Below are 23,354 nucleotides of genomic sequence, written 5' to 3'. Positions count from 1 at the left end.
CGCGATGTCAAGACAGGAAGTGGACAATTTTTGCAGTTTTTTGTTCTCATGCAATCCTGCTTTGTTCTGCCACCTGTTCCGCCTTTTCCAACACGCGCAGGAAGTTTTCTCCCCAGAAGGCCGCAATTTCACTTTTGTCATAACCACGGCGCATCAACTCGGCAGTGATGTTCACGCCCTGCGTGGCGTTCTGCCAATCTTCCAGCGCGCCACCACCATCAAAATCTGAGGAAATACCTACGTATTCTGGCCCTAGCCTGCGCACAACGTAATCAATATGGTCCACCAGATCGGCTACAAAACCCTGCCGTTTGCCTTCCTCCGGCTTGGGCTTCAAAAATGCGGGCATGGCTGTAATCTGGATAACACCGCCACTTTCCTTCAGCGCATCCAACTGCTCATCATCCAGATTGCGCGGGTGATCACAAAGCGTGCGCACGCAGGAGTGACTGGCCACAACAGGGGTGGCAGAAACCTGCACAGCCTGAAGCATGGTTTGTTTGGATGAGTGAGATACATCCACCACAATGCCAAGGCGGTTCATTTCAGCAATCGCTTCACGCCCAAGGACGGAAAGGCCGTGGTGGCGCTGTGGTGTATCCCCCAGACTTGGGCGATGAATGGCCGCATCTGCCAGAGCGTTATGGCCATTATGAGTTAGGGTCACATACCGCGCACCTTTGGCCCGAAACTGCTTGAGCAATGCGGGGTCATCCCCCATGCCGTAGCCATTTTCCACTGCCGGAACAACAACCAGCACACCTTCTTCAAACGCAGCACGCATATCCGCCACAGTGGAGCATACACGTGCGCTTATGCCATGATGAGTGCCCTGCATGCGGCCTATGGCATCCAGCATGGCCCAGCACTGCTGCTGCGCCTGTGCGTGGCCTTCGCGGTCTATAGCTGCCTGAGCAATATATGCCACAAAGCACCCGGCAGACATGCCGCCCTGCTGCATTTTTGGCAGATCTACCCGCCTGTCTGCCGTATTCTCAAACGCATCATTCCGATCAGGCCACGGAATATCGATATGGCTATCCAGAGTGAACAAGGCACGGTGCAGCGCAACTGCATCCGCAGATACGGAAGAAGGTTGAGTTGTCATAATCTAAAAAATGGCCCTGTTACATGAAATTACAAGGGAACAGCCGGGTTCCATCTGCCCCACTTATGCGCCTGTTTTTGCTTGCCCTGCAAACCGCAATCCGTCATGCCACGGCACATGCGATTAGTAACATGGAACATCAATTCCCTCCGCCTGCGCCTGCCTCTGCTCGAAAAGCTGGTGCGGCATCTCGCCCCAGATGTTGTGTGCCTACAGGAAACCAAGGTGCCAGACCCTTTGTTTCCCGAAGATGGCGTAAAGGCTCTGGGTTTTGAGCACCTGCATTATCGGGGCATGAAAGGCTATAATGGTGTGGCCATTCTTTCTCGCCATCCGTTAAAGCCCGTCACGCAAACGCCAGTATGGTATGGCAAGGAAGATTGCCGCCACGTGGCCGCCACCGTATGCGCGCCAGAAGGTGAAGTGGAACTGCACGATTTTTACATTCCTGCAGGTGGGGATGAGCCAGACCCGGAAACCAACCCCAAATTTGCCCACAAACTGGCGTTTGTTGAGGAAGTGACCGAGTGGTTTCAGTCTCGCCCTCTCAACCGCACGGTGCTGGTGGGAGACTTCAACATCGCACCACTTGAGCACGATGTATGGAGCCACAAGCAGCTTCTTAAAATTGTCAGCCACACCCCACCGGAAACAGAGCGCCTAAACCGCTGGCTGCAAACCGGCTTTGTGGACGCCATGCGCCATTTTGTACCAGCAGACGAAAAACTTTATACGTGGTGGTCTTACCGCAACCGGGACTGGAAAAAATCTAACCGCGGCCGCCGTCTGGACCACGTATGGATGACGCCTGACCTTCTGCCCAACCTACACGGCATGACGGTTGTGCGTGAGGCGCGAGATTGGGAAGGCCCCTCTGACCATGTGCCGGTCGTGGTAGATTTCAGCCTTTCAGACTAACGCACGGTTTGAGGCGCCTGTTAGAAAGAGCGCCTCAAACTCTCGTCTCACTGTTTAATAACGATACTGCCACAACAGCCCAACACTACTGCCCGGATCATTTTCCGGGGTGGTAAAGCCGGTGACTGTACCGCCTGTGCCCACTGTTGTGTTCAGCTTGAGGTGCTTTGTTAGATCAACCTGCACCTGCGCCTGCGTGCCAGAACCAGATGTGGCCTGCTTGGCACCTACGTAAACGCCTTTCATCACGTATTTGCCTGCCTCAACGCTGGTGCCACCATTCCCTACGCCGGAACCGCCGCCAATGGCCAAGCGGTCCAGATGCAGGGTTTTACGGATGGTGCCCATGGGGTCAAACGGCGTAAGCCCTGTAAGTGTGGCCAGTGCTGTGCCCAGTTCCACCATCTGCGTGGAGGAAAGCGAGTGCGCATCTGTGCCAAATAGCAGCATAGCCAGAACCTGATCCTGCGGCAGGGGCGGCATGGATTCAAATGTAATCTTGGGTGCGCTGGCATAACCGCCCACCTTGAGCATGGCTGTTTGCCCCTGCACGGCACGATCGGCTTCAAAGTCCAACGTAGGGTCCATTTTATGGCCAACGCCAGAGCCATTAAAGGCCACCCGCCCTTTGGTGAAGTTGAGCGAAATACCGGCCAGGTCAAAGTTGCCGCGCTTGAGGTCAAACCCGCCGCTTACAAGCGGGGCCTGCGTTGTGCCGCCAACTTTCAGCCTACCGGCCATTTCTGCATCAAGGCCATGCCCGCGCACAAAGAACTTGCCTGGTGATGTGACATTCAGGTTCAACCCTATCACGGCAGACTTTGTGCTTTCCGCTTTGGCTGCTTCTACCTGTTTTTGCTCATCACCGGGGCGCACAACATCCAACCGCGCTACGGAAGATGGCAAGGAATTGGGAATGTTAATTTCCACACGCCGCAAATCCACCGTGCCATCAACATCCATGCGGGTTTGCACCTGCCCTTTTACGGCAATATCCGCGTTCATCACCGCTGTTAACAGGTCACTGGAAATGGGCCGGGCATCATGGGCCTGCAAGTGAATATCCAGCGGCATGCCGGGGGAGCCTATGCCCACAAACCCGGTTACGCCCAAGCTGCCATCACCTGCCTTGGCCGTCAGGTTCTGAATAACAACCCTATCGTTCTCTCCCACCACGCGGCCATTGATATTGGCCAAATGGAAGCCTTGGGCAAAATCCTGCACATCGGCATCGCGCAGATCCACCGTGCCAGTTACGCGGGGGGAGGACATAGTGCCTGCAACCAGCAGCGCCATTTGGGCTTGCCCCAACGCCTGCCGCGCCTGTGCCCCCAGAATGCCATTGGCAATACTTAAATCCAGATTGCCATTCACGCGCAGGTTCATCGGCCCGGTTTTGTTCAGCGGGGCCGTGCCAGCCACATTCATGTTCAGCTTGGGGCCTGCTCCGGCTGCCACCTGCACTTTGGCAGAACTGCCAGCCAGATTGGCAGCCGCATCTACATGCAATGGCGGGATGGAAGCCGCGGCAGAACTGCCAGCCATGCGCAAATCTCGCCCGGTCAGCTTCACCTGCCCTTGGGGGGCATTTAGCGTTCCCGCCACCTTGGCCTGAACAGAAACCGTGCCAGATGCCTTGAAATCTGGCGCAAATGGATGTGCCAGCGCGGGCGTTACATTGCGAATGTCCGCCGTAACAGCCAAAGAGGGTTTGATCTTGCCAGCAACATCAATGGTGGCAGGCTGGCTACCAGCAGTTACCAACGTGGCCCGCAGCCGATCAACCCCTATAGTATCCCCGAATGAGACCAGCGCAGGCGCCAAAAGGCGCAGTGTTTCCTGCTTGGCGGTAGCATTCAGCCGCTGCACTTTCACCTGCTTGGCAGGCAGGTTCAACAGAGCTGCAGTATCCAGCATCAATGGGCTGCCAGACCAGCTTGCTGGGCCCACCTGGGCTGTTAGCGCCATAGCATTATCCGGCCCTTTGGCACTCAAGCGCGCCTGCCCGGTTACGCCAGAAGCAGAAAGACCGCCCAGTTTAAGCGTAAGATCAGCATTGGGGTGAGCTGCCGGGTCTTTTACCGTGCCGGCCAGAGCCAGAGAGCCAATTTTTACGCTGGGCATGGCCACGTTGCCATCCAGCTTAAGGGCAACCTGAGGTTTATCTGCCACCTGCGTGGTTTTAACAGAGGCCGCCAGCGCGCCAGAAATAGCCTGCCCGATAAGCGGACGAAAATCTGCCAAGCGCCCCACCTTGAGGTCCAGCGTACCCAGCGGCACCACCTCCCCTGTGGGGAGAGACAACTGCCCCTGCCCGGCCACGCTGTTCCATGACAGTTTGCGAATATCAACCTGCCTGTCACCCTGTGCGCTTTGGGCTAATGCCACATCCAGCAACAATGGTGCGCGGTTAAGCGTGCCATGTGCCTGCACTGTGCCTTCTGGCGCTGTGGGCAGATGCTGTACATTGGCATCCAGCTCTATTGGGCCGCGCGGCATGGTGGCGGTGCCGGGGTCCCCCTTCGCATGGAGGGTAGCGGTAAAATCCTGCATCGGGCCTTTGGCCTGCAAGGCCAGCGTAAGCGCCCCACGCAGGGAAGGTAACGCCCGCGCCAGATCTGTTAGGCCCAGATCAAACGCCAGATCCATATCCCGGCCTGTATTCACCTGCCCGCCACCTTTAAGGTTCAGGGCACGGCCATCTACACTCAGGTTTTGCAGGTCAATCTGCTTGGCCGCTGGCAGTTTATCCTGCGCAGCCAAGGGCCGCATGGTGGCCGTAAGGGCAAATTTGCCATCCGGCCCAATCAACCCTGCTGCCTGGGGCTGTCCACCCGTAATGGCCAGCGTGCCATCTGCGGTAAGATGTGTATCTCCTTCCGGCTTTGCTGGAAGGTCAAACTGCGCGTTCATGCCTGCACTGCCACGCAAAGGCGTGCCCGCCATTTCACCAAACGGCAGCAAATCTGGCAGCTTTAACGCCACCGTGCCGCGCTGTGGAGCGGCAGACTGCACATTGCCAGAGAGATTTAACAAAGGGTGAGAAAGCGTAAAGGCCAGCGGTTTTCCGGGTTTTTGTGGCTCCAACTGCGCATCAAGCTGCAACGGGGCAGAAGCCAGCAGCGTTGGTGCCTTACCCGGCAGGCGCACGCCATCTGCCGTTGCCACCACATGCAGCAAATTGGCCATATCGGCACTGCCGTTCTCACCCGAGAACTGCACTTTCAGCGTGCCTACACCTGCCCCAGATGCGGCGAGCTGATCCACCTGCACCTGCGCTGTGCCCAGCGGTGCGGCCATTTTACCGTGCAGCTGCGCCCCTAAATGAATACCCCCCCATGCCAGATCGGGCGAAAGGGACATGGCTGGCGCATCCACCTCGGCATTCAGGTTACCCAGCTTTTCGGCCAGCAGGTCCAGCACGCCATCTGCATGGGCTTTTATATCCCCGGCAGAAGCGGCAAAACCCAACACCGCGGCTGATGGTGGGCCATTGATATCCAGCTTGAGTGCCAATGGCACCAATTGCGGCATTTTCAGGCGTGTGGCAGCAAAACCATCCGTGCCCTCACTGGCATCCAGATGCAGGCCCAGCTTGCCTTTGCCTGTGGTGGTTGCCAGATCAATCTGCCCGGCAGCATCCAGCCTTTTCAGGTGTAGGGCAATATCCGCCCCCGGCAGAGAAGGCAGGCTTAGCCCATTGATAACCGGATCAATATTCGAAATTCTGCCACGCCCGGCCAAAGCAAAACTGGCAGGAGAGCCCGCAAGCGCCGCCCCCACATTAATACGCCCCACCGCAAGCTTGCGAATATCCACGCCCAGATGCAGCGCAGAAGGTGAACTTTTAGAAGGTGTCGCGGGCTTGGCCGGATCAGACACTGGCAGACGCGGAATATCCAGCTCATCTGCCGTAACAGCGTAAATACGTGCCGTACGCCCGATTATAGCCAGAGGTGACCAGTTAAGCGCCACGTTATGCAGCGTAAGCCAAGCACCCTGCTTATCGCGAATTTCCAGCGTATTCAGCCGAAAGTTATCTGGAAAGCGCCCAGACATACCCGTAAGCCCGATCATCCCCCCCGTAAGGGAGGATGTCTGATGCATGAGCATCTTGCGCCCCGGGCCGGTATTGGCCCCCACCAGCAAAACAGCCACGGCAAGGCCGGTAATACCAACCAGAGAACCGCCGGTTATAAGGGCAATACGCCCCACACGCCGCCAGAGTGGGCGGGCAGGTTTATCTGGTGTGCGCGGCAGAATGGGTTCTGGCGTATCGGCCATTAGAATGTCTCCCCAAGGCCGATATACAGATCCCACTTATCCCCACGTGGGGCGCGGTTAAGGGGTACGGCAACATCCAGCCGAATGGGGCCAATGGGCGTATAATACCGCACGCCGCCACCGGTGCCCACACGCAGCTTGCCCGTAAATGGCAAACTGCTGCTGCCAACCTGACCGGCATCTATAAACCCGGCCATGCCCACATTGCCTATAATCCTTTGGCGGAACTCGGCACTTCCGGCATCCAGAGAGGTTCCACCAATAGCATAGCGTGTGTTTTTATACTGTGGCCCCACGCCCTGCCAGCGGAAGCCGCGTACCGTGGAACTCCCCCCTGCATACAGGCGCTGATCTGGCGGAATATCCCACGTGCTGGCACCCTGAATACTGCCAACCATGCCGCGGAAAGCCAGAACACTGTTGCCCGGCTTGCTAATGCCCAGATGGTGCAGGTCAAAATAGGTAGAGGCCGTGCCGTTCAGGATGGCAAAAAACGAGGTGCCACTGCCTTTGTTGCCCAAGGAAACAGATGGCGTAATGCTCATGCTGGCGCGTACGCCGTGCGTTGCAGGTTCAATAGGGTTACCCACGCCGGTATTATCAAACATGACGGAAAGCGGGGCAGAAATAATGGTGTAATCACGCGTTACATCAAACTGTTCGATCTTTTCCTGCTCGGCCATCAATCCAAAACTGCCGTTCCAGTTTTTGGCCAACGGGCGCGTAATGCCACCACGAATCAAAAACGCCGTCTGCCGGTAAGACCAGAACAACTGCCGCAGCCCTTCAATACGTGCGCTCAAATTCTGATTGCGTTGCAGAAAATCGGGTTTGAAGAAATCTGCATACACATCATACCCCAACCCTTGCTGGGCAGAACCGCCAAGGCCGGTAATCAGTGCGGTAAGGCGCAGGCGCTCTGCATTGCCCAGCAGGTTATAATGTGTCCATGATCCACCCGCACGGGCACCCAAATCTGTGGAATACCCCCCTTCCGCCGCTACGGAATGGCGCTTGGCTTCCTTAAAGCTGAAATCAAGCGGCATGGTGCCATCCACTGCGTAGGTGGAGGCATCCTGCACCGTTACGTTGGAAAATACCCCAACGGAGGCCAGATCCTGCCGCGCGTTTTCAATTTTAGAGGGCTGATAAAGCTGCCCTTCCTGCACTGTCATACGGCGGCGCACGAACTTTTCATGCACCTGCTTCAGGCCGGTTGTGTCTATCTTGCCAATATTTAGCACCGGGCCCGGCGTTACGGGGTAGGTAATGTTCAGCGTATGTGTGGTGGGCTCCAGATAGGCTTTGGGTTTTTCCACCGTGGCAAGAGCGTGCCCATCTTCACGCAGGGCGTCCATCAGGTTACTGCCACCATCCAGCACCGTTTTGGCAACCGCAGGCTGGCCCGGCGCAAGACCAAAGGCTTTTTTCTGGGCATCCGTCAAAACAGGTGGTTTGCCAGTTTTATCATCCACCAGTGTAACGGTGCCCAGATGAAACAGTGGGCCTTTATCCACCTTCACCTCGGCCTGAATTTTCTCACCCGATGGCACGGATTCGATCCATTGTGAAAGAGCGGGAGACATCCCGTCCATCTTCACGGCATCCTTGCCGCCATTCCGGCTGAGGGTGATATGCACCGTGCCTGCGTAATAGCCGCAGCTTTCCAGCGCGGTGCGCAGGCGGTCATACTCATTCCGCACACGCCCGGCCAACGCAAACGGCCCCACCGCATGCGTGGACTGGAGAGACTGGAGATCGGACGAGCTTTTGATAGCCGTATCCAGATCAGCCTCTCCCGTAGGCACCAGCTTGGTGGTGTAAGGCTGTGGGTCTGCCGCCCAGGACCAAGACAGGCAGGACGATGCACCCCACAAGGCGGCACCAGCCAGAACACGATTCGCAGTGAGAGCAAGCCTGTTCAGCATGTTGTTCTTGCGTGTCCTCACTAAAATCTGCCTGCACCTATTTGCCAAAGTTCTGCTTACAAACCCTTTTATGCACATACCATGACAAAAATGCGGTGCCGAAGCCGAAAACAGCTTCTGTTACGCTTAAATTGGCTGATGGATTGTCCAGCCGCCTAAAATCGCGGTAAGAGAGCGCATGCTTTTTCATTCCATCTGCGCCGCTGCCGGGCGCGTTTGTCCGACAGAGCTGTGTCTGGCAGAAATGAAACGATGACACCACGCCCGTCTGACCAAACCCGTCCCCCCTATGCTTCCCCCAAAAAGAAGCCCAATGGCCTTTCCCCTTTACCTGCGTGGGTGGAAGCCTATTTCCGCCGTACGGCAGATTTAAGGGCGGCCCTGCGCCTTGGTGCGTTGGTTGTCTGGGTGCCACTTTCTGTTGGTTTTGAAGCGTGCCTGCTGCTTGTGCCCGGCACACCCAAAATCCGCTGGACACGTGTGATCTGGGGCGTGCTGTGCCGTATTATCGGGTTGCAGATCCATGTTGTGGGCCAACGCGTGGGCACGGTGGGTGGCCTAAAGGCCCGCCAGCGGGGTGAACGGCCTGTTATCTATATTTGCAACCACATGTCCTGGTTGGATGTGCCGGTGCTGGGCACCATTCTGCCCTCCGTGTTTGTGGCCAAAGGCGATATTGAAAAATGGCCCATCATGGGTTTGGTCTCCCAAATCGGGCGTACCATTTTTGTCAGCCGTCAGCGCAGCACCACCGGGCGTGAGCGTGATGAAATGATCCGCCGCATGGTGGAAGGGGATAATCTTGTCCTGTTCCCGGAAGGTACATCGTCCGATGGTTCGCGCGTGTTGCCATTCATGTCCGCCTTTTTTGCTATCGCAAAACTGCCACGGCTGAAGGAAGGCATGGATAAAAGCCTTCTGCCCATCACGTTTGAACCGGGCATGACGCCTCTTATCCAGCCCGTATCCCTTGTGTATGACCGGTTGGAAGACCTGCCTATTTCCCGCCTCCGCCGCCCTGTATTTTCATGGTACGGTGATATGGACCTTGGCCCCCATGTATGGGCCTTGCTGAAGTGGAAGCGCTCCCGCGCAACCGTGTTGCTACACGAGCCGCTGGACCCAGATATGTTCCCCAGCCGCAAGGCTCTGGCACAGGCTGCATGGAAGGCCGTTTCCATAGGTGCGGCAGAACTGCGCCAGAACCGCAAGCCTACGGTTATAAAAGGCCGGTTTAACCCCGCCACCCTGCCCGCCAATTTTCTGCCGCCTTCTGTCAAGAAAGCCAAAAGGATACTTGACAGAACCGCCTCCTTTTTTGCTTCAATACGTATAAGACTTTAGGCAGCAAAACGGGTGGCTGTTGCAGGCCACCAAACCCATAAGGAACATTCGGTCTGTTAAGCGCCAGAATACTTTTTGGCCGTTCTGACATCTCCACTATTCTCGCCTTGGTGAGAAAAGAGGCTTGACCTGCACGCGCTCTGGCCCGATTTCCTCCACCTGCCGCATGGAATGGGCCAGCGGCATAGCGGAGCGCCTGCCATCATGACCGGAACCCCAGCCAACACATCCCCTGCCCGTGGCCTGCACGTTATTACGTGGGGTTGCCAGATGAATGTGTATGATAGTGCACGTATGGGGGATGTTCTGCGGCCACTCGGCTATCAGCCTGTTGCCACACCAGATGCGGCAGACATGATTATCCTGAACACCTGCCACATCCGGGACAAAGCGGCAGAAAAGGTATTTTCAGAACTCGGCCGCCTACGCAAAATCAAGGAAGCGCGCGAAACAGCCGGGCAGCAAACCATTATTGCCGTGGCCGGATGCGTGGCGCAGGCCGAGGGGCAGGAAATTCTGGCCCGCGCGCCGTATGTAGATATTGTGCTGGGGCCGCAAACCTATCACCGCCTGCCAGAAATGGTGGCCCGGGCAGCGCGTGCCGGTGGCGCCGTTATTGAAACGGATTTTCCCGCAGAACAGAAATTCGATTTTCTGCCAGAAGCGGAAGCTCCACAAACCGCAGGCAATTACACGGCTTTCCTGACCATTCAGGAAGGGTGCGATAAATTCTGCTCCTTCTGCGTAGTACCTTACACGCGCGGGGCAGAAAGCAGCCGCCCAGTGCTTTCCGTGTTGGCAGAAGCACGCCGGATGGTGGAAAGCGGTGTAAAGGACATTAGCCTGCTGGGGCAGAACGTAAATGCCTATCATGGTGAAGGGCCAGATGGCTCCACATGGGGTTTGGCCCAACTGGCCTATGAGCTTGCCAAACTGCCCGGCCTTTCGCGCATCCGTTACATGACATCCCACCCGCGGGATATGGATGATGCGCTAATAGCCGCCCACCGTGATCTGCCGCAGCTTATGCCCTTCCTGCATCTGCCGGTTCAGGCGGGGTCTGACCGTATCCTGCGTGCCATGAACCGTGGCCACACGGCAGATGAGTATCGGGATATCGTGCGCCGCCTGCGTGAAGCCCGGCCTGATCTTGCTCTTTCATCCGACTTTATTGTGGGCCACCCCGGTGAAACGGATGAGGACTTTGAAGCCACCATGCATCTTGTGCGTGATGTTGGCTTTGCGCTGGCTTATTCCTTCAAATACTCCCCTCGCCCCGGCACCCCCGCCGCAGGTGCTGGCATGCAGGTGCCAGAGGATGTGAAGGACGCCCGCCTGCAAGCCTTGCAGGCCCTGCTGCGTGAACAGCAGGATGCCTTTAATGCAACACTTGTGGGCAAAACCATTCCTGTTCTGTTTACCTCAGAAGGACGGAAACCGGGGCAGATTGCCGGACGTTCTCCGTGGTTGCAGCCTGTGCATGTTTCTGGGCCCAAGCATCTGATTGGCAAGGAACTGCCCGTGCGTATTGTTGAACGCCTGACCAACTCCCTGTCCGGCGTTTTAGAAGAGGAGTGTGTGTCCGCTTGAGTAGCACGCGTATTTCCGCCTCACCCCGCATGGCTGCAGAAATGCCCCATGCCTCTGCTACCCTGCAGTTTGAAGATAACACCCTTCTGGCGCGCCTTGTGGGAGACCACGACAAGCACCTGCGCTGCCTGGAAGAAGGTTTGGAAGTGGAGGTTGCCCGGCGCGGCAACCGCATTTCCATCCAAGGTGTGCCTGAACAAACGGCCCGCACACGTGCGGTGCTGAGCGTGCTGTACCAAAAGCTGGCAGCAGGCGAAAACGTGGATATCAGCAGCATAGAGGCCGCCATACGCATGTCCCGCCCGCCCCAGAACACCACCACCAGCATTCTTTCCAACACCCCGCAGGCTGCCCCGGAAATAGAAGGCGATCTGCCCGTTATCCGTATGCGGCATGGCAATATCGAGCCCCGCTCCCCCGGTCAGGCCGCGTATATGAAAGCGCTGGCCAAAAAGGAGCTGGTGTTTGGCATCGGCCCAGCAGGCACGGGCAAAACCTATCTGGCCGTAGCGCAGGCTGTGGCCATGATGCAGGCAGGCTCCATTGATCGGATTATTCTTTCCCGCCCTGCTGTAGAAGCCGGTGAGCGCTTGGGCTTTTTGCCCGGAGATATGAAAGACAAGATCGACCCCTACCTGCGCCCACTATATGATGCCCTTTACGACATGCTGCCGGGGGATCAGGTCGTGCGGCGCATGGCATCGGGGGATATTGAGGTTGCGCCGCTAGCCTTTATGCGCGGGCGCACGCTTTCTCATGCATTTGTTATTCTGGATGAAGCCCAGAACACCACCATCGCGCAGATGAAAATGTTTCTGACCCGCCTTGGCCCCGGCTCCCGCATGGTGGTGACGGGTGATCTCACACAGATCGATCTGCCAGCAGGCACCACCTCCGGCCTGCGTGATGCGGTAGAAACGCTTGAAAACGTCAAGGGAATTACCATTTCCCGCTTTGATTCAACAGATGTGGTGCGGCATAAGCTAGTCGCCCGCATTATTGAAGCCTATGATGCAAAGGCGACGGCTGTAAGGGAACCCTCCCGTAGCAAGGGCCGTCAGGAGAAAAATGGAACCGCCAAGTAGCCCCGCCCATATCTCTATGCAGGATATGGATGCCCCAGAAAAAAGCCTGCCTTTTCAGGCTGTTTTTTCCGATGAGCAGAACGAAGGCCCTGAAATCCTTATCCGGGATAGGCGCTGGCGCTCTTATGTGCACAACCCGGAACAGTTGGTTTGGCGCGCCTTGGCCGCCTGTTCAGAATATGGCGGCCTGCCCGATACTGTTGTGCTTGCAACAGACCGGGAGGTGCGCGAACTGAACGGCCGCCACCGTGGCAAGCACCGCCCCACCAATGTGCTGACGTTTGAACCTCCGCCCGGCATTACCGGTGGAGACATTATTCTGGCGCTGGAAACCGTGGTGCGCGAAGCCCGCAAAGCCGGCAAACCTGTTGCAGACCATCTTGCGCATCTGGTCATTCACGGCAGCCTGCATCTGGCCGGGTATGACCACCACCACCCCGGTGAAGCGCGCGAAATGGAAATGCTGGAATCCCGCCTGCTTTCGCGGCTCAGGGTTCCCAACCCTTGGAAGCCCCGATCATGAGCGAACACGATTCCTCCTCAGACAAGCAGGAAGCCAGCAGTCGCGGCCTGTTTTCCTTTTTCCACCGCAAAAAACATCAGACCGATCTGCGCAGCTCCATTGCCGCACTTGTGCAGCAGGCTGCGGATGAGCCTGAAGAATCTGCCACGGGTGAAAAACCGGAGCTAGACAGGCAGGAACGCGCGCTTATTGCCAACGTGCTGCGCCTGCGCAACATCTCGGCAGATGATGTAATGGTGCCCCGCGCCGATATTGTGGCCATGCCGGTTTCCATCAGTCTGGATGAAGCGCTGGCCATGATGCGGCGGGAAAACCATTCCCGCATGCCGGTGTATCGCGATCAGTTGGATGATATCGTTGGCATGATCCATGTGAAGGATCTGATTGCCTATGTTGGCACCAGCGAGGCCTTTAATCTGGAAGTGCTTTTGCGCCAACCGCTGATGATTGCGCCGCAAATTCCGGTGCTGGACCTGCTGTTGCAGATGCGCCAGCGCCAGACCCACATGGCGCTGGTAATTGATGAATACGGCGGCATTGATGGTTTGGTAACCATTGAAGATCTGATTGAAACCATTGTGGGTGACATTTCGGATGAGCATGATGAGCCCGCTATTGTCATGATCACCCCTCGCCCCGATGGATCTTTTGATATAGATGCGCGCTGCCCGATTGAAGAATTTGAAAAAGCCATCGGCCCCATTCTGACAGACAGTGAGAGAGAGGCCGAAATTGAAACCGTTGGCGGCCTTGTGTTCCGCATGGCTGGGCATGTGCCCACCCGTGGTGAAGTGCTAACGCATGAAAATGGCTATCTCTTCCGCGTGCTGGATGCAGATGCCCGTCATATCCGCCGTGTGCGCGTGCGCAAGCTGGCCGAGCAGTCTGCAACACCCACTCCGGCCGAAACATCTGCTGCCACGGATAAATCTGTGGGTTGACGGCAGAGCAAATCTGCCGTCATGCCTTTAACCGCTTACTGATTTGCACCCACCAAGGGAGACCGGATTTCCATGTCTTTCACCCGCCGTTCCATTCTCGCTGCCGGAAGTCTGGCCGTTGCCTCCACTGCCCTGCGCGGTATTTCTCTGGCGGCAGATGCCACGGATACACGCTTTACCCCGCGTGAACTGGGCAACCCCAACGCCAAGATTGTGGTGGAAGAATGGTTCTCCCTTACCTGCATTCATTGTGCACACTTTGCAGAAAACACCTTCCCACAGGTGCAGAAAGAACTGATTGATACCGGGAAAATCCGCTACGTTTTTCATGATTTCCCCACAGATCAGCTTGCAACGGTTGCCGCCATGGTAGCCCGCACCCTGCCGCCAGAACGGTATGAGCCTTTCTGCTCCTCCCTGCTTTCCAGCCTCGATCGCTGGGCCTACATCAAGGAAGGCAGCCCGAAGGATGAGCTGAAGAAAATGGCGGCCTTTGCCGGCATGCCGGGCGATACGTTTGAAAAAGCCATTGCTGATCAGCAGCTCATGCAGTTCATCCTGAACCAGCAGACGGAAGCGCAGGACAAATTCCATTTTGATTCCACCCCCACCTTCCGCTTCAATAACAAGGAGCAGGTGTCCAGCGCGCTGACTTATGAGGACTTCACCAAATATTTGGCTAAAGCCAGCTAAGCCTACGCATGTTGTCCTGAGCCCGCGCCCTATACCTGCATGACAGTTCGTTTCGTTCGTCTGCGCATTGTCGGATTCAAAAGTTTTGCGGATCCGGTAACGGTGGAAATCCTGCCCGGGCTGACAGGCATTGTCGGCCCCAATGGGTGTGGCAAATCCAATGTGGTGGAAGCCCTGCGCTGGGTGATGGGTGAATCGTCCGCACGTTCCCTCCGTGGGGGGGAAATGGATGATCTTATTTTTGCAGGCACCACGGGCCGCCCTGCCCGATCTTTAGCCGAAGTTACTGTTACGCTGGAAGGCACCAAGGGCTTTGGCCCCGCTGCCTTTGCAGATATGGACGAACTGCAGATTACCCGCCGGGCAGAACGCGGGTCTGGCAGTGATTACCGCATAAATGGCCGGCCCGTACGTGCGCGAGATGTGCAAACCCTGTTTGCCGATCTGGCATCTGGCGCACGCTCTTCTGCCATGGTCAGCCAAGGCCGCGTGGCCATGCTGGTTGGCGCGCGGCCAGAAGAACGCCGCACCATTTTGGAAGAAGCCGCAGGCATTACCGGCCTGCATGCCCGCAGGCATGAAGCGGAACTCAAACTGCGTGCCACAGAATCCAACCTGACACGCGCAGAAGACCGCCGCCAGCAACTTTCAGACAGGTTGGATGGACTGGCCGAACAATCCCGCGATGCCAGCCGTTACCGTGAACTTTCCGCCGCGTTGCGAGAAGCCGAAACAGAACTTCTGGCCGTGCTGCATGCCCGCGCTCGGCTGGCTGTAGAGCGCGCCATTGATAACGCCGCCCGCGCCCGCAAAGCCCTGACCGAGCATGAAGAAGCCGCAGAAAGTGCTGTGGTTGCCGAATTTGAAGCCAACAAGGTTTTACCCGGCGCCAGAGAAAAAGCCGATGCTGCCCGCACCGCGCTGGAACGGTGCCGCGTATTGGCTGAAGGCGTTGCACGGGAAGAAGAACGCGCCGCCACACAGGCCAATGATGCCGCAGAACGCCTAAAACAGCATGAGGCCGATGCAGACGCAGCCAAAACCCGTCTGGATGATGCCGCAGCAACGCTTGAACGCCTGAAGGCCGAAAAAGCAGAAACAGAAGCTGCTATTACCTCACTGCCTACGCGCACGGCAGAAGCAGAGGCAAAGCAGCAGGCATTGGCCAAAGAGCTGGTAGAAACAGAGCAGAAACTTGCCCAGCTTACCGCCGAACTTAACACAGCGCGCGCGGCACATGATCGCGCAGCCGAAAATCTGACGGCAGCACAAAACCACCATGCCCGTATTGCGGCAGCATACACAGCATTACAGGCTGAGCTTGCATCGTTAGAGCAGCAACTGCCGGATGCAGAGGCCATTCAGGCTACACAAAAAGCTGTAGAAGATGCCCAAGCCGCTTTCCAGAACGCCAAAACCACACTGGATACGGCAGAACGCACACGGTCTGAATGCAATGTCGCACTTTCCGTTGCGCGCAATAATGCACAGGCTGCGGAGCAAGCGCTAACCGAACTCCGCCGCACGCTGGAACAGGCGCGCACGCGGCTTGTTTCCCTCAAGGCTGATCTGGCCCAAGCGGAAAAACGCCATGCCGATACACTTGCCGCTTTGGTTGATGAAAGCATCCGGCTTCAACTCAAGCAGGAAACCGATGCTGCCGCCCAAGCCGTGCAGGCTGCGCGTGACGCACTGGAAAAAGCCGAAACAGAACGGCTGAACACCAACACAGCCCTAACAGATGCCAGCCGCGCCGCGCAGGAAGCCGAAGCCCAGCGCCGCAATGCAGAAAACACCCTGCGGGCCGCCGAATCCTCTCTTAAACGCGCAACGCAGGAAGCCCAGACCCTAACGCAGGCGCTGGAAAAAACACTGGCAGAAGCCCCGCCAGAAGATGCGCTGAAGCAAGCGCGGGAACAACGCACCACGCAAGAACAGGCCCTGCAAAAAGTTGTGCAGGCGCTGGAAACAACCGAACATAACCTGCAACAACACCGGCAGGAACAAACACAAACACAGCAGCAGCTTACCACCCTGCATGCCGAACTTACCCGCCTACGCGCACAAGCTGAAGGCTTGGCCGAAGCACTGGGGAATGAGAAAGAAGCCTCGGCTGAACCCATATCCGCGCAGATCACCGTTCCCGAGGAATATGAAGTTGCGCTGGCTGTAGCACTCACAGATGGGCTGGATGCCCCCGCAGCAGACAATGCCCCCCGTGGCTGGCATTTGCTAAAAGATGCAACTGCCGCACCTCTGCCCGGCAAAGCTGTTGCCCTTAAATCCGTTATTACCGCACCGCCAGAACTGAACAGGGTGCTGGCATATACTGGCGTTGTACCCGATGGCACAGATGGTGCCAGTTTGCAGGCACAACTTCTGCCGGGGCAATGTCTGGTCTCTCGCGCAGGGGATTTATGGCGGTGGGATGGCTTTTACACCCGCGCGGGTGAACCCGATTCCTCTGCCCGCAGGTTGGCCCAACGCCGTATTCTGCGTGAAACCTCGACCCGCATCGCAGAAATGGAACAGCACGTTCCGCAAGCCGAAGAAAAAGCCGTAGCCGCCCGCACCAACGTGCAAGCCGGAGAAAAACAGGCTCAGGAACAGCGCGTAGAGCGCAGCAAGCTGGAACAGAGCCTGCAAAAAGCCCGCACGCAGGAATCCGAGTTAGAACGCCAACACACGTCTTTCCGGGCAAGGTTAGATGCGCTTCGCCCCCAACAGGAGCGCGCGCTTGCTGCTAAAACCGAGGCTGAATCGGCCTTGGCTACCGCTACAGCAGCACAACAGGCCTTACCTCCGGCGCAAAACTTTCAGCAAGCTCTTACCACCGCGCGGGAACAGCATACAGCCGCGCAAAAAACGGAGCAGGACTGCCGCACAGCTCTTAAACTGGCGGAACAGACCTTCCAACGCGTCCAGCAAAAACAGACCCAAACAGAAAACCAGCACACAGCCGCCACAACGCGGCTGGAAACGCTTGCACCAGAACGCCAGCGCCTACGCCAGAATCTGGAAGCGGAAGAAGCCAATGTTCTTGAACTTGAGCAGCGCCTCACATCTGCTCAAACAGAAAATGCCACAGCCGCGGCCCTGAAAGACGCACAAGATAATCTGGAACAGGCGCAACAGGCTTTTCAAACGGCCTCATCCACCTTTACCCAAGCTGAACAGGCGGCCCAAGCCAGCACACAGCAGCAGCAAAAAATGCAGGAGCAGGCCCTTACCCTGCGCAGCCGCATTGCCGCCCTGACCCCTCGGCTAGAAGAATTGCAGCAAGAGCAGCAGGACGCACAAGACAAACTCACAACCGCCACACAAACAGAAGCCCAAACAGCAACTGCCCTGCCGCAAGATGCCGAGGAAACGCTTGCCCATCTGCACACGCAACGCGCGGCCCTTACCAGCCAGCTAGAAGCCACGCGAGAACTGCGCGCCACGCTGCAGGCTGAAGCCTCAACGCTGGAAACACGCCTGACATCTCTTGTGGCCGCAGAAGAAGAATGGAGCCAACGCGCCACCACAGCCAACGCAGAAGCTGAAAACGCAGCCCAGCGCGTGGAAGCGGCACGTAATGAACACACCAAGGTTTCAGAACTTCCGGCCGAAGCGCAACGCCAGAAGCAGCAAACCCTTTCAGCATTGGAAGAGGCTGAAGAAGCCTACGCACAGGCCGATAAAATACGCGCTGAAGCCGAATCTGCCTTAAATGCCGCCAATGAACAGCGCCGCCGCACAGAAGCCGAACTAAACACAGCACGTGAAAACCTGCTGAAAGCCGATGCCAAAAGTGAACAGGCTCAGGCTATTCTGGATCAGCTTTTGGCAGATACCCCCACCCCACCGCGCCAACCCACGGGGGATCTAACAGAAGCTGCCGAAAGCTCCCTGCGCCGTAAGATCTCTCGCCTCACGCGTGAACGCGAAGATATGGGACCGGTTAACCTGCGTGCAGAAATTGAAGCAGAAGAAGCCTCTACCCAAGCGCGCACGCTGGCAGATGAGATTGCTGACCTTGAAGCCGCCATCAGCCGCTTGCGTGGCTCCATCGGCACACTAAATAAGGAAGGGCGTGAACGGCTGATGGCTGTGTTCACGCAGGTAGATCACCACTTCCAGTCTTTGTTCACCCGCATGTTTGGCGGCGGGCGGGCGCATCTGGGGCTGGTGGGGAGTGATGATCCGCTGGAAGCCGGGCTGGAAATTTACGCCCAGCCGCCGGGCAAAAAGCTTGCTACACTTTCCCTTCTTTCGGGGGGTGAACAAGCTTTAACCGCATTGTCATTGATTTTCGCGGTTTTCCGCTGTAACCCTGCACCAGTATGCGTTCTTGATGAAGTGGACGCACCGCTGGATGATGCCAATGTGGGCCGCTTTAGTGCCCTACTTGGTGATATGGTAACCGAAGCGGGAACCCGTTTTCTGGTGGTAACCCACCATCAGTTAACTATGGCCCATATGGACCACCTGTTTGGTGTCACCATGCAGGAGCGAGGCGTAAGCCGCGTGCTTTCAGTTGATCTGGCACGGGCTGCTTCCATGGCTGGCCAGAATGATAAGGAAGAACCGAATGTCGCATCCTGAAAAGGCGGCTGACATCTCTGTGCAACAGAGCAGCAAGTCTTCTCGTGGCTGCTTTAAAAAGATCGCTCTGGCTGTTGGGCTGTGCGTGGCAGTGGGTACAACGCTGGTTGTGCAACACTCCAAGGCCTATGGCATTATGGCACGCATCCACCACGGGCTGATTGTTTGCACACCGGGCACAGGGCTTGTAACCACCCCGGTTTCCACCTCCTCCCCGCATGATGGCGTGCCTTCCATGCTGCGGCTGGAACTTGCCAATGGGCCAGATGGGCGCGTTATGGTGGAACCCGGCTCTAACGAGCTGGAAGGCGTGCTGGCCTCTGCCCACCACTCCAACACATTGCTCATGCTGGATATCAACAGTGCCAGTGCAGATAATGTGGTGAAACTGGTGCGCAAAACCCGGATGCGGGACAGGGTTATTCTGGTGCCTTCAGACCATAAGGACACAGAAACCGTTCTGCATGCCGATTCCAAAATTATGGTTGCCATTCCCGTCAATTCCGAGCGGGATGCCTATGCCGCCCATAAGCTGGCTGGCCGCCACCCTTATGCCGCGTATCTTTCACCCTCCGCCACCCCGCACCTGTTTGCGCTGACGCACCGCGATGCCGAAGCCATTATTACGGATAATCCGGGTGCTCCCAAAGGCTCCACCAGCGAGTTTCTGGCTGAACGGCCCGTAGATATCATGATTACGCAGCAGCCTACGCAACTGGCCGATACAACAGCCAACAAGAGCTGAGCATAAAAAGGCTTCTTCCCACCTCTCATGAGAAGATGCAGGAAGAAGCCTGAAAAAAAAAAGAGGCAGAAAACCTGCCCCTCTCCTTCATTTTAAGCAGGCATCATGGAGCCTGTTTCAATAAACCGCTGATGCCAGGAAAGAGCTTCCGTCAGCAGGTGTGGTGTATGCTTGCCAAAGGAGTTCTTAAGCGCGCGGTCAAAGTAATCCTGCAGCATTGGCCGGTAATCCGGGTGTGCACACTTGGAAATAATTTCACGCGCACGCTGCACGGGTGAAAGCCCACGCAAATCTGCCAGACCCTGCTCGGTTACAAAAATCTGCGCATCCTGCATGATGTGGTCCACATGCGCGGCCATAGGCACAATGGCAGAAATCTTGCCGCCTTTGGCCGTGGAGGGAGACAGGAAGATGGATAGGTAGGAACTCCGGGCAAAGTCACCCGAACCACCAATACCATTCATCATCTTGGAGCCCATCACGCGGGTGGAGTTTACGTTGCCGTAAATATCCGCCTCAATCATGCCGTTCATGGCAATACAGCCCAAACGGCGGATAATACCGGGGCTGTTGCTGACATCCTGCTGGCGCAGAATGATCTTGCTCCGGAAGAAATCCATACGGTTGTTAATTTCTTCCGCCGCTTCCGGGCTGAGTGAGAAAGACGTGGCAGAGGCAATGCGCATGCGGCCAGAATCCAGCATGGCCAACATGCCATCCTGAATAACCTCACTATACCCTACCAGATTTTCAAACGGGCCTTCCTTCAGCCCTTCCAGTACGGCGTTGGCCACGTTGCCTACGCCAGACTGAAGCGGCAGAAGTGATGGCGGCAGACGGTTCTGTTTGACTTCATGCCCAAAAAAATCAAGCAGATAGCCCGCAATGGCCTTGGCTGTATCATCCGGCGCAGCAAATGGGGCATTTCTGTCCCGATCATTCGTGCGCACAATGGCGGCAATCTTGTCCGGGTTTACACGTAAAACCGTGCCGCCCACACGCTGGTCTGCCCGCACAATCGGCACAATATCACGCGTTGGCGCACCACTTACGTTGCCATCCCAAATATCATGAATGCCTTCCAGCGCCGGGTTCTGCCATTCATTCACTTCAATAATGACCTTGTCAGCCAGATTGAGGAATGTCTGGGAGTTACCAACAGAAGATGTGGGTACAATGCCGCCATCTTCCGTAATGGCTGTCGCTTCCACCAAAGCAATGTTGAACTTGCCGTAATTGCCCTGAATGGCACGGCCAGCCACCTGCCCCAGATGGTTATCAAAATATTCTGTTTCACCCGCATTGATACGGTTGCGCATGGTGGCATCCGTATTGAACGGTGAACGGAAATAAACCCCGTTGGCCTTTGCCAGCTCACCATCCAGCTGCGGGCCGGTAGAGGCTCCCGTAATCAGGCTGATCTGGTATTTCTCACCCCGATCATGCGCAGCCTCCATCCGGCGGGCCAGCGCCTTGGGTACTTCCTTGGGGTAGCCTGCACCAGTAAAACCACTGGTGCCCACCACATCACCGTGTTTGATCAACTCGGATGCGGTTTCTGCCGGACATACTTTACTGCGCAGCGCGACGTTCCGAATGCGCTCTGTCATGAGAGGGCTTCCTGTTCTTTTTCAAACTGTTCCGAATTCCCGAAAGCACAGACCACCAAGAAGACACCGCTGCAACTGTTTGAAGCCGCTCCAACACATTCTTCTACCTGTGGCATGTTATCCTTCCGTTTCAGGCTGTTTTTTCAAAAACCCGATTGCCCGTATAACGTAAGCGCAAACAGATCGTGCTGGCGCGTCACATACTTGTGCATGATCTGGAGGTAAATGAAAAAAAACTTGCTGTTCCAGTTCCTGTTTGATCTCGAAAAGCCTACATGGAAGTAAGGAAATAACGGATTAAAACACCATGCTTGAGCTGCTTCCCCCTGACGGAAACGTGAAAGATGCAATGCGAAACGGACTCCGCATTGTGGGGGACGTGCATGGAGATCTGGACGCTTTCCGCCACGCCGTTGCCACAGACCGCTTTGTGATTCAGCTGGGTGATCTGGTAGATTACGGGCCAGACAGCGCAGGTGTTTTGCGGCTGATGTTGCAGGTGATGCATGAAAAACGTGGCCTGTTCTTAATTGGCAACCATGATCGCAAACTTGGCCGCGCCCTTATGGGCAAGCGTTTGCGCTCTACCCCTCATCTGGAAGACACGCTGGCGCAGCTTTACCGGCCAGAAAACACAGATGTGCTGCATGCCCTTTTACCTGTGCTGGAAAACGCCCCCGCGTGGCTGGTGATGGGCCAGATCGTTTTTGTACATGGCGCGTTTGACCCACGCATGTTGATGGAGCCACCTCCACCACCGTTGGGCCGCGTGACCTACCTGCTTTCCCGCGCATTGTTTGGGGAAACCACAAACCGCATGCAGCCAGATGGATACCCCGAACGCACACTTAACTGGGTAAACACTATTCCAGCCGGATACACCATCTATTGCGGGCATGATCAGCGCTCCACCAATGGCTGCCCGCTGGCCATTCCCGGCCGTTCTGGCGGGCAGGCCATTTTTGTAGATACGGGTGCGGGTAAAGGGGGACATCTGGCATGGCTAGACCTGCCCCCACCTTTTGTGGAAAAAGCCTGAACAGACTTTACCAACCACAGCGCATCTTACAGGCGCTGGTGCATATTCTGACAGAACCGGAACAGCATGACCGTGACAGACGACCAGTCCATCTCCCCCACTCAGGCCCTTCAGGACCTGCGCCGCAGCATTGATAATATCGATTCCGCCCTGGTTTCCATGCTGGCGGAACGTTTCCGCTGCACCAAGGCCGTGGGGGCGCTTAAAGCACGCTACAACATGCCGCCGGCAGACCCTGCGCGTGAGGCCCAGCAGATTGCCCGCCTGCGCAAACTGGCAGAAGATGCGCATCTGGACCCGGACTTTGCTGAAAAGTTCCTGAACTTCATTATCCATGAAGTTATCCGGCATCATGAAGCCATCGCACGGCAAACAGCCGCAGCTCCCAAAGCGTAAGGCCCACGCATGCGCCGCCTTGTTCTGCTTCGCCATGCTGAAGCGGCTTCCGCCCCTTTAGGAGATTTCAGCGCCGAAGCTGATATGAACCGCCCCCTTACACCTGTGGGACAAGAGGCGGCACGCCGCTGCGGGCAGTGGCTGGCAGCGCAGAATATTGTTCCTGACAGCATTATATGTAGCCCGGCCTTACGCACGCGGCAGACCTTGGCAGGTGCGCTGGCGGCTCTACCTGCTACGCTTCCTGCTCCAGATTACTGTGCAGATATTTACGAAGCCATGCCCGAGGCTTTGTTGGCACGTATTCAGCAGGTGCCCGATTCAGCTTTTACCGTGCTGATGGTAGGGCATAATCCGGGTATTTCCTTATTAGCCCACCACTTAGACATGCAGGCCAGCGAACTGGACCAGGGATTCGCGCCAGGGGCCGTTGCCATTTTTGAAATGTATGGAAGCGACACATTGCCAGATATGACACGCTGGCAAATGTGCGATGGCCAAAGCATGCATTTGCACACATTCGCGCGACCCTAATCCCAAAAAACTGTGGTTTTCCAAGCATA

General features: G+C 56.6%; 16 protein-coding genes. 12 read left to right on the top strand and 4 right to left on the bottom strand.

All coding sequences use genetic code 11. From position 1 onward, the window contains the following. Window positions 1-46: 46 nt before the first annotated feature. The gene (locus tag EOV40_RS04975; RefSeq protein ID WP_128105196.1) at window positions 47-1,108 is read right to left on the bottom strand and encodes a dipeptidase; all 1,062 of its coding nucleotides are present in this window, start codon (window positions 1,106-1,108) and stop codon (window positions 47-49) included. Window positions 1,109-1,213: 105 nt separating this feature from the next. Here EOV40_RS04975 and EOV40_RS04970 point away from each other — a divergent pair, with 105 nt between their 5' ends. Next, window positions 1,214-2,026, top strand: a complete 813-nt coding sequence (locus tag EOV40_RS04970; RefSeq protein WP_128105195.1) for an exodeoxyribonuclease III — start codon at window positions 1,214-1,216, stop codon at window positions 2,024-2,026. Between the two features lie 54 nt (window positions 2,027-2,080). Here the strand turns inward: EOV40_RS04970 and EOV40_RS04965 are convergent, their stop codons facing one another. Beyond that, a complete protein-coding gene (locus tag EOV40_RS04965; protein WP_128105194.1) occupies window positions 2,081-6,310 on the bottom strand; it encodes a translocation/assembly module TamB domain-containing protein in 4,230 nt (1,409 codons plus the stop codon). Next, window positions 6,310-8,238 (bottom strand): autotransporter assembly complex protein TamA, encoded by a 1,929-nt coding sequence (locus EOV40_RS04960; RefSeq protein ID WP_087651371.1) that lies wholly within the window; start codon window positions 8,236-8,238, stop codon window positions 6,310-6,312. The genes EOV40_RS04965 and EOV40_RS04960 overlap by 1 nt, the downstream gene beginning before the upstream one ends. Before the next feature lie 252 nt (window positions 8,239-8,490). On the opposite strand from EOV40_RS04960, the gene EOV40_RS04955 reads away from it, so the two are divergent. The 8 genes from EOV40_RS04955 to EOV40_RS04920 all read left to right on the top strand — a co-directional run bounded on the left by EOV40_RS04955 (window position 8,491) and on the right by EOV40_RS04920 (window position 19,746). Further along, window positions 8,491-9,582, top strand: coding sequence for a lysophospholipid acyltransferase family protein (locus EOV40_RS04955; RefSeq protein WP_050819655.1), 1,092 nt, complete (start codon window positions 8,491-8,493; stop codon window positions 9,580-9,582). A gap of 171 nt (window positions 9,583-9,753) precedes the next feature. Further along, complete coding sequence (miaB, locus tag EOV40_RS04950) at window positions 9,754-11,172, top strand: tRNA (N6-isopentenyl adenosine(37)-C2)-methylthiotransferase MiaB (RefSeq protein WP_128105193.1); 1,419 nt, start codon at window positions 9,754-9,756, stop codon at window positions 11,170-11,172. Continuing rightward, on the top strand, window positions 11,157-12,257 hold the full coding sequence (locus EOV40_RS04945) for a PhoH family protein (protein ID WP_208729268.1): 1,101 nt from the start codon (window positions 11,157-11,159) through the stop codon (window positions 12,255-12,257). Before miaB ends, EOV40_RS04945 begins: the two co-directional genes overlap by 16 nt. Window positions 12,258-12,273: 16 nt before the next feature. Next, window positions 12,274-12,780, top strand: a complete 507-nt coding sequence (gene ybeY, locus EOV40_RS04940; RefSeq protein ID WP_003622984.1) for an rRNA maturation RNase YbeY — start codon at window positions 12,274-12,276, stop codon at window positions 12,778-12,780. Continuing rightward, on the top strand, window positions 12,777-13,721 hold the full coding sequence (locus EOV40_RS04935) for a hemolysin family protein (protein ID WP_050819653.1): 945 nt from the start codon (window positions 12,777-12,779) through the stop codon (window positions 13,719-13,721). The genes ybeY and EOV40_RS04935 overlap by 4 nt, the downstream gene beginning before the upstream one ends. 72 nt (window positions 13,722-13,793) lie before the next feature. Next, window positions 13,794-14,414 (top strand): thioredoxin domain-containing protein, encoded by a 621-nt coding sequence (locus EOV40_RS04930; protein ID WP_050819652.1) that lies wholly within the window; start codon window positions 13,794-13,796, stop codon window positions 14,412-14,414. 39 nt (window positions 14,415-14,453) lie between these two features. After that, entirely contained in the window at window positions 14,454-19,001 is a 4,548-nt protein-coding gene (locus EOV40_RS04925) for an AAA family ATPase (protein ID WP_128105192.1), read from the top strand. Further along, window positions 18,988-19,746: a hypothetical protein gene (locus EOV40_RS04920; protein WP_050819650.1), complete on the top strand. Its 759-nt coding sequence runs from the start codon at window positions 18,988-18,990 to the stop codon at window positions 19,744-19,746. The genes EOV40_RS04925 and EOV40_RS04920 overlap by 14 nt, the downstream gene beginning before the upstream one ends. 92 nt (window positions 19,747-19,838) lie before the next feature. Here the strand turns inward: EOV40_RS04920 and EOV40_RS04915 are convergent, their stop codons facing one another. Next, window positions 19,839-21,356 carry an acetyl-CoA hydrolase/transferase family protein gene (locus EOV40_RS04915; RefSeq protein WP_003628680.1) on the bottom strand — a complete coding sequence of 506 codons (1,518 nt, stop codon included), beginning with the start codon at window positions 21,354-21,356 and terminating at the stop codon, window positions 19,839-19,841. Between the two features lie 307 nt (window positions 21,357-21,663). Between EOV40_RS04915 and EOV40_RS04910 the strand changes: the two genes are divergently transcribed. The 3 genes from EOV40_RS04910 to EOV40_RS04900 all read left to right on the top strand — a co-directional run bounded on the left by EOV40_RS04910 (window position 21,664) and on the right by EOV40_RS04900 (window position 23,325). After that, window positions 21,664-22,395, top strand: a complete 732-nt coding sequence (locus EOV40_RS04910) for a metallophosphoesterase (RefSeq protein WP_128105191.1) — start codon at window positions 21,664-21,666, stop codon at window positions 22,393-22,395. A 66-nt stretch (window positions 22,396-22,461) separates the two neighbouring features. After that, window positions 22,462-22,791, top strand: coding sequence for a chorismate mutase (locus EOV40_RS04905; RefSeq protein WP_128105190.1), 330 nt, complete (start codon window positions 22,462-22,464; stop codon window positions 22,789-22,791). 9 nt (window positions 22,792-22,800) lie between these two features. Continuing rightward, window positions 22,801-23,325, top strand: coding sequence for a SixA phosphatase family protein (locus tag EOV40_RS04900; RefSeq protein WP_128105189.1), 525 nt, complete (start codon window positions 22,801-22,803; stop codon window positions 23,323-23,325). Window positions 23,326-23,354: the final 29 nt, after the last annotated feature.

This window comes from Acetobacter oryzoeni, from assembly GCF_004014775.2.
GTDB classification, from domain to species: domain Bacteria; phylum Pseudomonadota; class Alphaproteobacteria; order Acetobacterales; family Acetobacteraceae; genus Acetobacter; species Acetobacter oryzoeni.
Note: the sequence above shows the minus strand (reverse complement) of the source record. Positions and strands in the feature narration are given on the sequence as shown.